The sequence below is a fragment of the Vibrio sp. OPT46 genome, assembly GCF_015163535.1.
In the GTDB taxonomy this organism is placed as follows: Bacteria; Pseudomonadota; Gammaproteobacteria; order Enterobacterales; family Vibrionaceae; genus Vibrio; species Vibrio alginolyticus.
The window spans coordinates 11,837-27,323 of record NZ_JADDYG010000774.1 but is presented as its reverse complement, the minus strand read 5'-3'; the positions used below and the strand labels follow the sequence as shown (position 1 = coordinate 27,323).

15 protein-coding genes are annotated in these 15,487 nt (G+C 45.0%); 1 reads left to right on the top strand and 14 read right to left on the bottom strand.

Going from position 1 to position 15,487, the window contains the following annotated elements; translation table 11 throughout:
• Positions 1-253: 253 nt before the first annotated feature.
• From IQR33_RS27365 to IQR33_RS27355, 3 genes are all read right to left on the bottom strand, one after another.
• Positions 254-1,153 carry a hypothetical protein gene (locus IQR33_RS27365; protein WP_054576932.1) on the bottom strand — a complete coding sequence of 300 codons (900 nt, stop codon included), beginning with the start codon at positions 1,151-1,153 and terminating at the stop codon, positions 254-256.
• Between the two features lie 131 nt (positions 1,154-1,284).
• Positions 1,285-2,805 (bottom strand): winged helix-turn-helix domain-containing protein, encoded by a 1,521-nt coding sequence (locus tag IQR33_RS27360; protein WP_005381956.1) that lies wholly within the window; start codon positions 2,803-2,805, stop codon positions 1,285-1,287.
• A gap of 90 nt (positions 2,806-2,895) precedes the next feature.
• Entirely contained in the window at positions 2,896-3,498 is a 603-nt protein-coding gene (locus tag IQR33_RS27355) for a YitT family protein (RefSeq protein ID WP_017635671.1), read from the bottom strand.
• Positions 3,499-3,845: 347 nt separating this feature from the next.
• Here IQR33_RS27355 and glyA point away from each other — a divergent pair, with 347 nt between their 5' ends.
• A complete protein-coding gene (gene glyA / locus IQR33_RS27350; RefSeq protein ID WP_005381985.1) occupies positions 3,846-5,096 on the top strand; it encodes a serine hydroxymethyltransferase in 1,251 nt (416 codons plus the stop codon).
• Positions 5,097-5,514: 418 nt separating this feature from the next.
• Here the strand turns inward: glyA and lipA are convergent, their stop codons facing one another.
• The 11 genes from lipA to lptE form a co-directional block, all read right to left on the bottom strand.
• On the bottom strand, positions 5,515-6,480 hold the full coding sequence (gene lipA, locus IQR33_RS27345; RefSeq protein ID WP_005391329.1) for a lipoyl synthase: 966 nt from the start codon (positions 6,478-6,480) through the stop codon (positions 5,515-5,517).
• On the bottom strand, positions 6,477-7,139 hold the full coding sequence (gene lipB, locus IQR33_RS27340; RefSeq protein WP_005384137.1) for a lipoyl(octanoyl) transferase LipB: 663 nt from the start codon (positions 7,137-7,139) through the stop codon (positions 6,477-6,479). Before lipB ends, lipA begins: the two co-directional genes overlap by 4 nt.
• Before the next feature lie 176 nt (positions 7,140-7,315).
• Positions 7,316-7,594, bottom strand: a complete 279-nt coding sequence (gene ybeD / locus IQR33_RS27335) for a DUF493 family protein YbeD (RefSeq protein ID WP_005384135.1) — start codon at positions 7,592-7,594, stop codon at positions 7,316-7,318.
• 139 nt (positions 7,595-7,733) lie between these two features.
• The gene (locus tag IQR33_RS27330) at positions 7,734-8,912 is read right to left on the bottom strand and encodes a serine hydrolase (protein ID WP_005384132.1); all 1,179 of its coding nucleotides are present in this window, start codon (positions 8,910-8,912) and stop codon (positions 7,734-7,736) included.
• 91 nt (positions 8,913-9,003) lie between these two features.
• A complete protein-coding gene (locus tag IQR33_RS27325; RefSeq protein WP_017635670.1) occupies positions 9,004-9,807 on the bottom strand; it encodes a septal ring lytic transglycosylase RlpA family protein in 804 nt (267 codons plus the stop codon).
• 2 nt (positions 9,808-9,809) lie between these two features.
• On the bottom strand, positions 9,810-10,931 hold the full coding sequence (gene rodA / locus IQR33_RS27320; RefSeq protein WP_005384128.1) for a rod shape-determining protein RodA: 1,122 nt from the start codon (positions 10,929-10,931) through the stop codon (positions 9,810-9,812).
• A complete protein-coding gene (mrdA, locus tag IQR33_RS27315) occupies positions 10,931-12,847 on the bottom strand; it encodes a penicillin-binding protein 2 (protein ID WP_005384126.1) in 1,917 nt (638 codons plus the stop codon). Before mrdA ends, rodA begins: the two co-directional genes overlap by 1 nt.
• Before the next feature lie 29 nt (positions 12,848-12,876).
• Positions 12,877-13,347 carry a 23S rRNA (pseudouridine(1915)-N(3))-methyltransferase RlmH gene (gene rlmH, locus IQR33_RS27310; protein WP_017821762.1) on the bottom strand — a complete coding sequence of 157 codons (471 nt, stop codon included), beginning with the start codon at positions 13,345-13,347 and terminating at the stop codon, positions 12,877-12,879.
• A gap of 4 nt (positions 13,348-13,351) precedes the next feature.
• Positions 13,352-13,669, bottom strand: a complete 318-nt coding sequence (rsfS, locus tag IQR33_RS27305; RefSeq protein WP_005373015.1) for a ribosome silencing factor — start codon at positions 13,667-13,669, stop codon at positions 13,352-13,354.
• An 88-nt stretch (positions 13,670-13,757) separates the two neighbouring features.
• Complete coding sequence (gene holA / locus IQR33_RS27300; protein ID WP_193837502.1) at positions 13,758-14,777, bottom strand: DNA polymerase III subunit delta; 1,020 nt, start codon at positions 14,775-14,777, stop codon at positions 13,758-13,760.
• A gap of 5 nt (positions 14,778-14,782) precedes the next feature.
• Positions 14,783-15,322: an LPS assembly lipoprotein LptE gene (lptE, locus tag IQR33_RS27295; protein ID WP_005373019.1), complete on the bottom strand. Its 540-nt coding sequence runs from the start codon at positions 15,320-15,322 to the stop codon at positions 14,783-14,785.
• Positions 15,323-15,487 lie beyond the last annotated feature (165 nt).

The window sequence follows — 15,487 nt, the reverse complement described above, 5'->3', positions numbered from 1 at the left end:
ATAACTACTACGCAGAAGAGGTGGAATGCGTTCTGCCAGAACGTTTTGATATGAGTAAAGCGAAAAACTTGCTATCTAACTATCAAAACTCAGCGAGCACAGTCGCGTCAAACCATCAAGTGTTACGACCTTACGAAACTCGTATTTTATTGATAGAAGAATAAACTCGGGTGTCATCACCCCCTAAGGTTGATGTTCGAGATGAAGGCTTTGGTGTGCTCCCCAAAGCCTTCTTTTATTGAGATATCCTAGCTTATTTTGTTTCAATCGCTGTTAGCTGCACTTTCTCTTCATTGATTTGTACTTGTTGTACTTTCAGCAGTTCAATTTGTTCAATCAGACCTAAGCTCGGATTAAACCAACGTTCTGCCGAAGTGGCGAACTCCATTGATTCCATATCATCACAGTTTAGGTTGTAGATGTTCTCTTCCATCAGGTATGCCGCTTCAATTTTCTTGCCTGAGATCGAGAACGCTTTACGCACACCAGTCTCTCGGATTTGCTGTTGCCAAACCACTTGGCAAGATGCTGTCATAGGAAGGTTTTGTACCCACTCATGATCTTCAAAACGGTCTAGAAGGTTGTGAACTGCGTAGCCTGTAAGAGTGGTTTGCAGAGACATAGTTTCTTCACCGATGTCAATATTCGGGCTTTTCTCTTTTACGTCGTCACCGTTTAGGCGGAAAATCGGACTGCTGTGCATAAGCATGGCAATAAACTGATGACCAATGAAATAAGCGTCAGTGATTTCATGGAGTGCACCATCTGATCCTGCAAAGTAAAGCGTATTGCTCTCTTCGTCGTCGTTGTACTGCTCGTCTGAATAGTAGAACTGTTCGGCGCCGTAGTTCACCAAGTCATTAACCAACTGGACCATTGCCTCGCTGTTTGGGATTTGTGCCAATGCTGCCAATATTTGCTCGCGACCCATCGCTTGGAAGCTCAGTTTCATGTCGCCTTCTGGTTGGCCATCCAAGCTAAATGCGTAGTTTAGCTGTGTGCTTGGCGTGGGAGCGAAGATTGAGTTGTGAATCGAGACGTCGAAACTTTCTTGAGGCACTTTGTTTGGATTCGCACTGCCAGAAGACGAACCTCCGCCACAGCCGTAAAGAGCCAGAGTTGCTGCTGCGATAAGCGTCATTTTGTTTAGCATGGTTTACATTCCTGATTGATAAGGCCGTTTCATGTTGGGCCGTTGCTTGAATGCGAGCATGCTAAGTTCAGTGAGAGAAAAAGGGCAAAAAACAAAAGCTAACAGGGGTTAATGAAAGCTTAATTTTATATTTAGGTCTTTGTTTTATTTGGGGTTATTTCGTTGGCTACGTTAGTGCAATACTCGTTAATGAGCGCTTTCCATCGGCTTATGATTTCTTGATCGGTCACACTAACATGCAACGTTTTCCACGGTTGGAGGCAAGTCTCTTTTGATTCAGATTGAGAAAGACGTTCAAACAAGGTTTCGGAAGGTAAAACGCGCAGCAGCGCCACCAGTGATTCCATGTAGTTGAGACGGAACTGTTCAAGTTTGTTCTGCTTATAAGCAATGTGAGACACAAAGGTATAAATCAGTGCGTTTTGGATGCGTGAGTCGCCATCTGGTGTCGTTAACAGAGCTTTTGCCCTGTCTAAGTTACCTAATTTGAAATGCAATAGACCTAACCAGAGGCTCAGCTCATCTGGCAAAACATCAAACGACGATTGTACTTGAGTTAAATACGCTTCCAGCTTTTGATGTTCGTGCTCGTATAAGGCGAGATGTCTTGCCGTTGTGATAGCCGCAAACTCATCAGATTGTCGGAGAGGTTGGCTAGAAAAGGCATTCTCGAATAACATTTTTTTGTGAACACCCGAAAGCTGCCACGTACTTGCCGAAGGTGCAGGCAGATTGAAGTATTGCGCGACATCCGAGTGCATTTGGAAAATATCCGATTGTAGGTCAGATAAACGCAGTGTGTACTCATTGCGAAACGCCAGCTTGCCCGTCGCAGGATAAATAAGGTTCATCTGCGCTTTCAAGATGCCTTGCTCTGCGCCGTCTTTTAACTCGATATTGAGCTCGTAGTCGCTGGTCTGCATGTTTCGTGCGCCAGGGAAATATGGCGTATGACCGATAGGATCAAGAAAGTAACTGGGAGCATCTTGGTTGGCGATGTCGGTGTATGGATATTCGACCTGTTGTTGCAGCAAGATGGCTTTGACCAGTATGCGGTATTTTCGCGCCTGAGAGCCGATTGAATCGACACGGTTGAGTAGTAGCTCGACTTTGGGAATCAGTAGTTGATGACGTGTTTGCTGTGTTGAGATTTCTTGGCGTTGCCATAACAAGCTTGCGAGTGTCATGCTACATACCGCAAGTATGGCACACAAGCTATAAGCAAAAATTAGCTTGAAGTTTTTACGGTTCGCAACTTGAGCTGTAATAGCACGTCGATGGTTTTTCTCTGGTGGCACTAAACGGATATTCGCTGGGTTTAGAAAGTAACCTTTGCGAGGATAAGTGACCAAGAGCTTAGTCGCATCGTACTCGGGGAGATGCTGTTGTAGCAGCGCACGTAAGGTGCTAATGCGGTTAGTGAGTACATTCTTAGAGATGAATTTGCTCTGCCAAATGGTTTCGATAATGGTATCGGCAGAGAGCGGATGTCCCACGCTTGTTAGCAGCAGTTCTAATAATTCAATGGTGCGAGGTTCAAGATCAATCGCGATAGCATCTTGATGAAGGGTCTGTGTCTTCGGGTTATAGATCAGCTCTCCAATCGCAATACAACTGTGAGTCTGTTTAGCTTGTTGCAGAAAGTCGCGCATACCGTACCGATCTATTTGGAAATCGCGAAGTATTATATAGCGATGGGAGCGCGAAATCTTATAAATCGCACTTCAATCATTATCAAAAATTTATGAACCGTAGGTCACGGAATAGCGGTGCGGTTTGTGGTTCATCGCTAACACGAGATTGAGTGCAAACGCCCCCAAAATTGAAAGGCCAATCACTTCTGGTGTGACAAAGAAGAATGAAGCAAACAGGATACATGCATCGATTGCCATTTGGCTTTTGCCAACTGAAATGCCAAATTTGTCTTGGATAAACAAACACAGCACGTTAAAGCCACCCAAGCTGGAGCGATGTCGGAATAGGATCAGCATACCGAGCCCCATTAAAAGCCCGCCTGCGACGGCGCAATAAACTTCATTTACCGATTCGAGCGAGATTAGCAAATAAAGATGATCGGCAAAGATAGAAACCAACGCGCCAGAAATGGCACTATTAATGGCGAAATGACGGCCGAAGCGTTTCCATGCTAGTAAGTAAAAAGGACTGTTTGCTAAAAAGTACAGCACACCAAAGGTAAAAGGTGTAAATTGGCTAATAAGCAGAGCCAATCCAGTCGTGCCTCCCGTTAGAAGGTTAGCGGATTGGAGAAAGAAAACGCCTTGAGCTACTAAAAAGGTACCCGTGAGAATCGCTATCCAGTCTTCTTTTAATGAGTGTTTTTCCATCAATGTTGCAGTCATTAGTGATAAATAAGGCGTGCATAGTAGTAAAAAGATGATCTTTTCGGTAGCTAGAGGGTAAAATTTACGGTAAACCTATGTAATTGCTGTTTTACAGGGTGTAAAGCACAAATTTGACAGGCAATAGATTGTCGTTATGCGATTGCAATGCTGGCATGATAAACATTGCTTGTCATCATGAAAAAACTGCATGAGAAAAATTGTAAATTTCTCTTTATGACCTAAATCAAATTATGTAGAATGCGCGCCATTAGGGTGACGAAAACGTTTGCGTCGGGTCATTCAACAGTTTTTTTGCAACTTTCAGTACTAATCTGAGTCAGGAGATACAGATGCTTAAGCGTGATATGAACATCGCAGATTACGATGCGGAACTGTTCGCAGCTATCCAGGAAGAAACTCTTCGCCAGGAAGAACACATTGAACTTATCGCTTCTGAAAACTACACAAGCCCACGTGTAATGGAAGCGCAAGGTTCTCAGCTAACGAACAAATACGCTGAAGGCTACCCAGGTAAGCGTTACTACGGCGGTTGTGAGTACGTAGATAAAGCTGAAGCACTAGCAATTGAGCGTGCATGCCAACTATTTGGTTGTGAGTACGCTAACGTACAGCCTCACTCAGGTTCTCAAGCAAACAGCGCAGTTTACATGGCGCTTCTTAACCCTGGCGATACAGTTTTAGGCATGAGCCTAGCACACGGTGGTCACCTAACTCACGGTTCACCAGTAAACTTCTCGGGTAAGCACTACAACGTTATCCCTTACGGTATCGATGAAGCTGGTCAAATCAACTACGACGAGATGGAACAGCTAGCACTTGAACACAAACCTAAGATGATCATCGGTGGTTTCTCTGCTTACTCGCAAATCGTTGATTGGAAACGCATGCGTGAAATCGCTGACAAAGCAGGTGCTTACTTATTTGTTGATATGGCGCACGTAGCTGGTCTTATCGCTGCCGGTGAATACCCAACACCAGTACCGCATGCTCACGTGGTAACAACAACGACGCACAAAACACTAGCAGGTCCTCGCGGTGGTCTTATCTTGTCAAATGCTGGCGAAGATATGTACAAGAAATTGAACTCAGCAGTGTTCCCTGGTGGTCAAGGTGGCCCTCTAATGCACGTTATCGCTGGTAAAGCAGTAGCGTTCAAAGAAGCGATGGAGCCAGAGTTCAAAGCTTATCAAGCTCGCGTAGTGAAAAACGCAAAAGCAATGGTTGGTCAGTTCCAAGAGCGTGGCTACAAAATCGTATCTAACGGTACAGAAAACCACTTGTTCCTTGTTGACCTAATCGACAAAGATATCACTGGTAAAGACGCAGACGCGGCACTAGGTGCAGCAAACATCACTGTAAACAAGAACTCAGTACCAAATGACCCACGCAGCCCATTCGTAACGTCTGGTATCCGTGTAGGTACGCCAGCGATCACTCGCCGTGGCTTCACTGAAGAAGATGCAAAAGAGCTAGCAAACTGGATGTGTGACGTTCTAGATAACATCGGCAACGAAGAAGTTATCGAAGCGACTAAACAGAAAGTGCTAGAAATTTGTAAGCGTCTACCAGTTTACGCCTAACATTTTTTGAAAATAACTCAGGCGAACTCGTTCTATTTCTGCGATTCGGTTTGATTATTTGATTGATGAAAGGTCCTCATTTGAGGGCCTTTTTGTTTGTCTGGCGTTTGGAATGAGATATAGCGAGAGAGTGTGATAAGGGGATGGCTACCAACACTGTCCCTTTTCAATATATCCAAACCACGTCATTCCGACGAGCCTAGGCGAGATCAGGAATCTTGTTGAGGCACACTCTTTTACTCAGAGTTTCCCTAAAAATCATCAGTATTCTGAAAACTGATTCTGAATCACGCTCGTTCCTCGCTGTTCAGAATGACAGTGGTAGAATGGCTTTTTATCATCATTTTCCAGATACAAAAAAGGTTGGCACTGAGCCAACCTTTCTTTTCAAAACAAGCTTTTCAAAACAAGCGAGAGCTTATTTAATCTCGATACCTTGAGCTTGCATATCGGCATGGTAAGAAGAGCGCACAAATGGACCACACGCTGCATGCGTGAAGCCAAGTTCTAGTGCAACTTCTTTTAGCTCGTCAAACTCTGATGGTGGAACGTAACGTTCTACTGGCAAGTGGTGACGGCTTGGCGCTAGGTACTGGCCTAGAGTCAGCATCGTTACGCCGTGTGCGCGTAGATCTTTCAGTACTTCGATGATTTCTTCTTTGGTTTCACCAAGGCCCATCATCAAACCAGACTTGGTCGGTACATCGGGATGCTGCTCTTTGAACTTCTTAAGAAGCTCAAGTGACCATTTATAGTTCGCACCTGGGCGAGCTTTACGGTAAAGACGTGGCGCTGTTTCTAAGTTGTGGTTGAAGACATCTGGCGGATTGTCTTTCATTAGATCAAGCGCTACATCCATGCGACCACGGAAGTCAGGAACCAGTGTTTCAATCTTAATATGCGGGTTTAACGCACGGATCTCGCGGTTACAATCGGCAAAGTGTTGTGCACCGCCGTCACGCAGATCGTCACGGTCAACAGAAGTGATTACTACGTATTTCAGCTTCATATCGGCAATGGTTTTCGCCAGTTTTTGAGGCTCTTCTGCTTCCGGTGGTAATGGGCGGCCATGAGCAACGTCACAGAAAGGACAACGACGAGTACAAATAGCACCTAAGATCATGAAGGTTGCTGTACCGTGGTTAAAACATTCCGCTAGGTTCGGGCAAGATGCTTCTTCACATACGGAGTGAAGTTTATTCTTACGCATCGCCGCTTTGATGTCTTGAATTCGTTGGCTGTCGGCTGGTAGCTTGATCTTCATCCAATCAGGCTTACGTAGCACTTCTTTCTGCTCTGTAGGCATGTTCTTTACGGGAATCAATGCCATTTTATCGGCGTCACGATATTTAACGCCTTTTTCCATCTGGATTGGTTTGCTCATGCTTTATTACCTTGAGAAGGTGCTTCTGTGCTGAATTCTACTTGCTCATAATCGAGCAAAGTAACGAGTTCTTCTATTAATTGTTTTTCTACGGCTTCTACATTGTCTGGGCCGCCAAATTGGCTGACCTGAACCATTTCCATACCTTCATAACCACAAGGGTTAATACGCAGAAACGGTGTTAAATCCATATTTACGTTCAAGGCTAAACCATGAAACGAGCATCCTTTACGAATGCGTAAACCGAGAGAGCATATTTTCTTACCGGCAACGTAGACACCTGGTGCGTCAGGTCGCGCGGCTGAGTCAATATTGTATGCTTTTAGCGTGTTGATCACGAGGTTCTCGATTGTGGTAACGAGATCTCGTACACCTAATTTTTTGCGGCGTAGGTTGATCAAGAAGTAGGCGACCAACTGACCAGGGCCATGATACGTAACCTGACCTCCGCGATCACTTTGTACAACAGGAATATCGCCAGTGTTAATCAAGTGCTCAGCTTTACCTGCCTGTCCTTGCGTAAATACTGGGTTATGTTCTACCAACCAGACTTCATCACGGGTTTCTTCTGTGCGTTGGTCGGTGAACTCATGCATCGCCTTCCATACAGGCTCATAGTCTTGGCGGCCAAGTCGTTTTACAACAAGTTGGTGTTGCATGGGAATTCCTGTTGCTAATATATAAAGTTTTTGGATTATAAACCGGATAACCCTGATGCTCTACCGCTGCGTAACAGATTTTTAACTGAAAGTGATGTAAAGCCTCGTTATCTATTTGATAAATAAAAAGAAAGCAGCCAAGGCTGCTTTCAAAAAAAATTTAATCTATCAAAAAATTATAGAACCATGCGTACGATGTCAATTTCACCTAACTCTTTGTACAGTGTCTCGACCTGCTCGATAGAGGTTGCAGTAATGTTGATTGACACAGAGTGGTAGTTGCCCTTAGCACTTGGTTTAACGGTCGGGCTGTAGTCACCTGGAGCATGGCGCTGAATAACTTCAAGAACAAGCTCTGGAAGTTCAGGCTTTGCATGACCCATTACCTTGTAAGTAAATGAACAAGGGAACTCAAGCAGGTCTTTTAATTTTGCATCAGAGTTGATGGTTAGCATATCGATAACTCCAGTAGATATTCGTTGCGGTGCGAAATAGTACAGTCAAATTAGGGGGAACTCAAGACGAGGAGCTCAAACTTAAAAAGCCGCCCATTCAGGCGGCTTTGCGAATAAGTTTGCTACTCTAACGTTCTTTTTAGAAGAAGCTCTTGAATAACAATACGATGTAATCCCACATGCGGCTAAATAGACTACCTTGCTCTACGGTTTCTAGTGCCATTAGTGGGTACTCGGCAATATCTTCACCATCGATCTGATAGTATAGCTTACCAACTACATCACCTTTATTAATTGGGGCTTCTAGCTCTTTTTCAAGGACGAAGCTTGCTTTTAGGTTTTTCGCTTCACCACGCGGTAGTGTTACGTAAGTATCTTGGTCAAGACCCAGTGCTACGGTGTCTTTGTTACCCATCCACACTTTTTCTTCTACGAACGTTTCACCTGCTTTGTGCGGTGCCACTGTTTCGAAGAAACGGAAGCCGTAGCTTAGCAGCTTTTTGCTTTCTGACTTACGAGCATTGGCATCTTTAGTACCCATAACGACCGCAACCAAGCGCATTTGACCTTCAGTTGCTGAACTTACTAGGCTGTAACCCGCATTACTTGTGTGACCCGTTTTGATGCCGTCAACGTTCATGCTCTTATCCCAAAGTAGACCGTTACGGTTGTATTGGGTGATGCCGTTGTAAGTAAATTTCTTCTCTGAGTACACTCGGTACTCATTTGGTACGTCACGGATAAGTGCTTTACCTAGCAGTGCCATGTCGTATGGTGTTGAGTACAATTCTGCGTTATCTAAGCCATGAACGTTGGCAAAGTGCGAGTTAGTCATACCCAATGTGTTGGCCCAAGCGTTCATTAGGTCAACAAATGCATCTTCTGAACCTGCAATATGTTCTGCCATCGCAACACAGGCATCGTTACCTGACTGGACGATGATACCTCGGTTCAGGTCACGTACTTTAACTGTTGTGCCTACTTCAATGAACATCTTTGATGAATCAGGGAAGTTTTTCGCCCACGCATTTTTACTGATGGTGACATCATCATCTTCTGAGATATTACCACGCGCTAGCTCTTGGCCGATTACATAGCTGGTCATCATCTTAGTCAGACTAGCTGGAGACAATTTTGTGTTCATCTCTTTCTCTGCCAGTACTTTACCTGAATGGTAATCCATCAGCACGTAGCCCTTCGCCGCGATTTGAGGGGCATCTGGAACAACGATAGGTGATGCAAGAGCAGATTGAGCGAAAGTTGCAGAAAGGGCAACCGAAGAAACGAGAATAGATTTCACAAACTTATTTTTATTCATGGTAATTCAAATTTTTGGGTTAACTGCAGACATCTTATCAGAATCCCTAGTTATGTAAGAGGGGGATCAAAGAGAAATTCATGACACGAGGTCATTTGGCAGTGTTGTGTTTTTTAATAAATGCAGACGAATAGCCGAGCAACTTTACTTTATCTAGTGTGGCTTGCGTCAGGGAATAGTCAGTAAATGGCCCTAACAACAAGCGATAAGACTCTTTCGCACTCTCTAGGAAAGTTTCTGTATCCAATTTTTGACCAAGCTCGGTACCTAAAGTTCGCGCGCGCTCTTCATTTTTTGATGATGCCACTTGAATAACGTACCTAGGGTGCGCTTCTAATGACTTTTTGTCCGTGGGCTGATTGATACTGATCACTTCAATTTCCACGTTCGCGGTGCCTGTTTTTATGACATCTAACTTGTGCGCGGCGGCATAGCTTAAATCAATGATACGGCCATCGTGAAAAGGACCTCGGTCATTAACTCGTACTATGGTGGTTTTGCCGTTGTCAGTATTGGTAACTTTTACGTAACTTGGTAACGGTAGCGTTTTATGCGCTGCCGTCATTGAGTACATGTCATAGATTTCGCCATTAGAAGTCAAATGACCTTGGAATTTTTTCCCATACCAAGATGCGCGGCCTTTTTCTTTAAAGCCTTTCGCATTGCGAACTATTTTGTAGTCTTTGCCACGCAAGTGGTAATCTTTGTTCCCACCTAGGCTGTACGGTTCATATTTAGGATGCGCATCCTCGATGTGTTCGACTGAAAGCGGTGTATCCGGTGCAACATCGGATTCGAGTTCGTAACGGCCTTCTTGTTCTTTTTGGCTAGTTGATGAACAGCCTGCCAAAATAAGAGCAGAGAAAACCAAGGAATATAAAGCGCGTTTTTGCATGTCTAGGTCGCCTTAGAGAATGCTTTTCGGTGCGTATGAATCGACATTAGAATACCAAAACCAGCCATCAAGGTTACCATTGATGTGCCGCCATAACTGATGAGTGGCAACGGTACACCTACTACAGGTAGGATGCCACTTACCATGCCAATATTTACAAAAATATACACGAAGAAGCTGAGTACAATACTGCCTGCCATCATTCGTCCAAATGCGGTTTGCGCTTGGCTGGCGAGATATAAACCTCGTCCAATAATAAATAGATAGATGGCTAAAAGGCAAAGGAAGCCAATCATACCCCATTCTTCAGCAATTACTGCAAAGATAAAGTCAGTGTGTCGTTCAGGAAGAAATTCTAGTTGTGACTGCGTACCTTGCAACCAACCTTTGCCGGAAATACCGCCGGAGCCAATCGCAATTTTACTCTGAATAATGTGGTAGCCCGCTCCTAGCGGATCAGACTCCGGGTTAAATAGAGTACGAACTCTCACTTTTTGATACTCTCGCATCAAGAAAAACCACAGAATTGGAATGAAACCACCTAATGCAATCGCAGCACCAGCAATTATTTTCCAGCTAATGCCTGCGAGGAAGATAACAAAAATACCGGAAGCCGCGATCAGGATTGAGGTACCTAAGTCAGGCTGTTTTGCAATGAGAATGGTTGGTAAGCAGACCATAATCAGTGCAACAATGAGTGTTCTTAGCGTTGGTGGGAGGGGCTGTCTACCAACATAGCGAGCCACCATTAATGGCACCGCGAGCTTCAATAGCTCTGACGGTTGAAAGCGCACAAAACCGAGGTTAAGCCAACGCTGCGCGCCTTTCGATGCTTCACCGAAAAACAGCACGCCGAAAAGCAGTATAACGCCACCAACGAACATCAAAGGTGCCAAGCTTTCGTAAGTTCGTGGAGAAAGCTGTGCAAGGACGAGCATCACAACGAGTGAAAGCACCATTCGCATGGCTTGGCGATCCATCATCAGTAAACTTTGGCCACTGGCGCTGTACATGATCACCAGGCCAAACCCCATCAGGGCCAGTATGCCAAGTAGGAGTGGTAAGTCGATATGGAAGCGTTCAAACAGGGCGCGATTTTTACCTGTAGAGGGATCCATCTTCATTACTGTTTTACCTCTTTCTTCGCATTGTTTTCAGGCTCAATTTCTTCTGGACCAAGAACGACTCGGTCAAAAATTTTCCTTACTACTGGGGCACCGTTACTAGAACCACCACCGGCATTTTCTAGTACTACAGTGACGACCACTTTAGGATCATCAAATGGTGCAAAGCCAGTAAATAACGCATGGTCACGTAAGTGCTCGGCGATCTCATCGGCGTTGTACTCTTCGTTTTCACCCAGACCGAAGACCTGTGCAGTACCTGATTTACCCGCTGTTTCATAATTCATTTTGTAGAATGAGCGACGAGCTGTTCCGCGCGTGCCATGGTTTACCCGACGCATGCCTTCTTTCGCCATATCCCAGTACTTTTTAGGCACATTCTTGATTGGTGGGTAAGTCACGTATTCTGTCGTTTGCTGCTCTTCGAAGTCGTTACCATTTTCTATCGTCGCTTTGAGCAAGTGAGGTGCGATCACTTCTCCCTCGTTTACTAATACGGAGGTTGCTTTGGCGATTTGCATTGGTGTTGCTGTCCAATATCCTTGGCCGATACCTACAGGGATCGTATCACCTTTATACCACGGGGTTTTATGGCGAGACATTTTCCAGTCACGAGTCGGCATGTTCGCCTTACTTTCTTCGTAGATATCAATGCCAGTGTAATCACCAAAACCGAACATCATCATCCAATTCGAAATACGGTCAATGCCCATGTCATAAGCGATTTGATAGTAGAAGGTATCAACAGACTCTTCGATCGACTTAATGATATCGACGCGTCCGTGTCCCCAACGCAACCAGTCCCGGAACGGACGTGTGTTAGAGTTTGGTATGCGCCAATAACCAGGATCATTTCGTGTGGTGTTAGGTGTGACGACACCTTCTTGCAGCGCGGCTACCGCCATAAATGGTTTGATGGTAGAGGCCGGAGGGTAAATGCCAAGTGTAGTGCGGTTGACCAAAGGACGGTTTTTATCGTTCAAAAGGGCGCGATAATCTTTACCTGAGATTCCGTGCACGAACGAGTTAGGATCGTAGCTAGGGCTTGAAACCATAGCCAGTACGCCGTTGTCTCTAGGATCGATTACTACAGCACTGCCTCGGCGGCCGTCCAACAATTGGTGTACGTACAACTGCAAGTTGATATCAAGGTTTAAAACGATGTCTTTTCCGGGTACAGGTGGAACGTACTTTAAGGTACGAATTACTCGGCCGCGGCTGTTTACCTCGACTTCTTGATATCCGGCTGTACCGTGTAAGAGGTCTTCGTAGTATTTTTCAATACCCAGCTTACCAATGTCGCGAGTGGCTTGATAGTTTGCGTCTTTTTCTTCTCGGATCAGGCGTTGCATGTCGCGATCATTAATTCGAGAAACATACCCAATCACGTGGGTTAAGACTTCGCTGAAAGGGTAGTAGCGCTTTAAGGTCGCACTTATTTCCACACCTGGAAAGCGGTACTGATTGACGGAGAATACCGCTACTTGTTTTTCGTTCAGTTGGGTAAGCAGTGGGACCGATTTAAATCGACGAGTCCGTTTACGCTCGTGGTGGAAACGTTCAATCTGGTCTGGTGTAATTTCCAGAATAGTTTGTAATTCTTGGATGGTTGCATCAATGTCTTTAATTTTTTCTGGGGTCAGTTCTAAGTTAAAGACGGGACGGTTCTCTGCCAGTAAAACGCCATTTCGGTCATAAATTAGACCTCGGTTAGGCGCGATAGGCACCACTTTGATGCGGTTATCGTTCGAGCGGGTTTGATAGTCTTGAAACTGGTTCACCTGAATGTTGTACATGTTGGCAACCAGAGCTCCCATCAAGACAACAATGCCGATAAAAGCAACAATAGCGCGGCTGGCAAACAGACGCGCTTCGGCTTGATAATCTCGGATTTGACTGCGGCGTTTACGAATCATTAACGCTTGGCTCTAAAGTTAAACAACGATTATTCGCGATGATAAGGGTGGTTAGCGGTGATGCTCCACGCTCGGTACAAGCTTTCTGCCATTACGATACGCACTAGAGGGTGGGGTAGCGTTAAGGCAGACAATGACCAGCTTTGGTCTGCTGCAGCTTTGCATGCAGGAGCGAGTCCTTCAGGACCGCCGATTAATATTGATACATCACGGCCATCTAATTTCCAAGCTTCTAACTGCTCAGCGAGTTGAGGAGTGTCCCATTTTTTACCTGGGATATCTAACGTGACGATACGGTTGCCTTTTGGTACCGCAGCGAGCATCGCTTCCCCTTCTTTTTGCAGGATGCGAGCGATATCGGCATTCTTACCACGCTTGCCAGCAGAGATTTCAATCAACTCCAACGGCATATCATGCGGGAAACGGCGACGATATTCTTGAAAGCCTTCCTCAACCCATTTTGGCATTTTTGTGCCAACAGCAATTAGTTGAATTTTCAAAAGATTAACCCCAGAGTTTTTCTAGCTGGTAGAGTTCGCGGTGCTCTTCTTGCATCACGTGAAGCATGGCGTCGCCCATATCAAGGACTACCCATTCACCTTCGTTTTCACCTTCCATTCCTAGTGGCTCAAGACCGGCTTTTTTCACCTCTGTTGCAACATGGTCAGCGATGGATGAAACGTGGCGTTTGGATGTACCAGTACAGATGATCATGTAATCTGTCACGCTTGATTTATCTTCCACATTTAGGACGATAATGTCTTCCGCTTTCATGTCGTCGGCTTTATCAGCTAAAAAGTCTTTCAGTTCTTCGCGAAGCACTCGGTTTTCCTCGGTTTGTCTCTTATCTCTACAGTGTTTTACATTCTTGCTTGCAAAACAGGTCGCGCACTATATCACGCTTTGATTTTTAAATTGCCAGCTTAATATCAGGAGAGCAGGTTTCTAAGCTCAACTGATGAATAGTTGGCCATACAGACTCGTCATACTGAGTTTTGGCTTTTATCTCGGCTTGAGCCAACAAGGAGAGCAATGCACAAATACGACTCGCTGATAAGCGGGCCAGTGCTGCGTTATAGAGTGGACGCTTGTTTTGCCAAACTCGATATTTCTCAAATACCTGGTTCATTCCCATTTGAGTTAAGTCTTGATGCATATTTAAAAGTTGGCTCAACTCTTTTTGTACACTTCGAATCAAGATCACGGTCTCAACCCCTTCCGCCTCAAGTTGGCGAAGAATACGTTGTGCACGGTTTGCTTTACCTGCCAGTAAGGCGTCGATCCAGTTAAAGGTAGTGAAGTGGTTATGGCGACTTAGGGCTTCCTCTAAACGTATGATGGTCAGCTCACCATCCGGGTAGAGTAGGGCCAATTTCTCTAAGCTTTGTGTCAATGCAAATAGGTTACCTTCATGCCATTGAGCCAACATTTGCAGTGATTGTTGATCGGGTTTTAGGCCCAACGTGCGGCAACGTGCCTGAATGAACATAGGTAAGCGTTGTAGCTCTGGCGACAAACAGCTTACCCAGTCGCCTTTTGAGCTTAATGCTTTGAACCATTTCGCATTTTCTTGGGCTTTGGTCAGTTTGCTACCAACAATGACGAGCATGATGTCATCATGCAGCATATCACACAGTGTTTGCAGCTCTTTGCTGACGGCGGTTGTCACGCCACTCTCTGGAATTTCAAGCTCGATCAATTGACGGTTTGAGAACAGGCTCATCGCTTGGAAGCAATCGTAAACTTGATTCCAGTCGATGCTTGCGTCTACCGCAAAACGGTGTTTTTCCTCAAAACCTTGTTGAAACGCTGCCTTTTGGATTGCTTGGCGGCTCTCTTGAATCAGTAACGGCTCATTACCAAAGATTAGGTAAACCTGTTTAACGTGTTTAGTTAAATGATCCGTTAATTTATCGGCATAAATTCGCATAGTGATTAAGAGTTTGTGTTCGCTGGCTCAGAGATTTGTCCTGCTTCATATTCGGCACGAATACGGCCCAACTGGCGCATCATCTGTTTTGCAGCTTGCAAGCGCATCTCATCTTCAATTACGTCACGTTCAACAGATTTTGCAAGTGCCGTCAACGGGTTGTCTAGGTAGTTGCGGTTTACTGTTGTCGTAAAGTTTTTAGAGCCATAGCCAGGAATCGTCACACGGTATTTTACTACGTATGTCAGCTCTTTTTCTGCTGCACGGCTATTTTGATACAGAGACAGTGTACGCTCATCGATAGTCGCTTCCGTCAAATGAAGGTTGGGTACCGTCGATGATGGTTGAACAAGTTCAACTTTGTTCAGTTCGAGTTGAGAGCGAACATAGCGAGTTAATTCACTGTATTCATCGTAGCTGGAGAAAGACATAGTGTGCAGCTCTTCCGGTACGGAATACTCGCCGCGAAGGTGAAAACCACAGGCAGAAAGAAGCCCCGCTAATACCAATACCACTGGTAGTTTAATCAAAGAGAAAAAGCGCATTGATTGTATTCATCCTAAATTGAAGGGGTTATTTACCTTAAACCACTCATGTGAATGGTTTGAGGTAAATAAACAGGGTAGCGAACTACCCTGTTTAATGACTCTTGGTTAACAAATAAGTTCGCTAAACAGAGACAAATTGCAAGCTGTGATTAGTTTGCAACG

Coding starts and splice junctions, on each gene's coding strand:
- ybeD (WP_005384135.1), bottom strand. CDS start 7,594: ATGCTAACCATCAACTCTGATGCAAAATTAAAAGACCTGCTTGAGTTC.
- lptE (WP_005373019.1), bottom strand. CDS start 15,322: ATGCGCTTTTTCTCTTTGATTAAACTACCAGTGGTATTGGTATTAGCG.
- IQR33_RS27360 (WP_005381956.1), bottom strand. CDS start 2,805: ATGCGCGACTTTCTGCAACAAGCTAAACAGACTCACAGTTGTATTGCG.
- IQR33_RS27330 (WP_005384132.1), bottom strand. CDS start 8,912: ATGAATAAAAATAAGTTTGTGAAATCTATTCTCGTTTCTTCGGTTGCC.
- lipB (WP_005384137.1), bottom strand. CDS start 7,139: ATGCAACACCAACTTGTTGTAAAACGACTTGGCCGCCAAGACTATGAG.
- lipA (WP_005391329.1), bottom strand. CDS start 6,480: ATGAGCAAACCAATCCAGATGGAAAAAGGCGTTAAATATCGTGACGCC.
- IQR33_RS27365 (WP_054576932.1), bottom strand. CDS start 1,153: ATGCTAAACAAAATGACGCTTATCGCAGCAGCAACTCTGGCTCTTTAC.
- holA (WP_193837502.1), bottom strand. CDS start 14,777: ATGCGAATTTATGCCGATAAATTAACGGATCATTTAACTAAACACGTT.
- mrdA (WP_005384126.1), bottom strand. CDS start 12,847: ATGATTCGTAAACGCCGCAGTCAAATCCGAGATTATCAAGCCGAAGCG.
- IQR33_RS27325 (WP_017635670.1), bottom strand. CDS start 9,807: ATGCAAAAACGCGCTTTATATTCCTTGGTTTTCTCTGCTCTTATTTTG.
- glyA (WP_005381985.1), top strand. CDS start 3,846: ATGCTTAAGCGTGATATGAACATCGCAGATTACGATGCGGAACTGTTC.
- IQR33_RS27355 (WP_017635671.1), bottom strand. CDS start 3,498: ATGGAAAAACACTCATTAAAAGAAGACTGGATAGCGATTCTCACGGGT.
- rodA (WP_005384128.1), bottom strand. CDS start 10,931: ATGAAGATGGATCCCTCTACAGGTAAAAATCGCGCCCTGTTTGAACGC.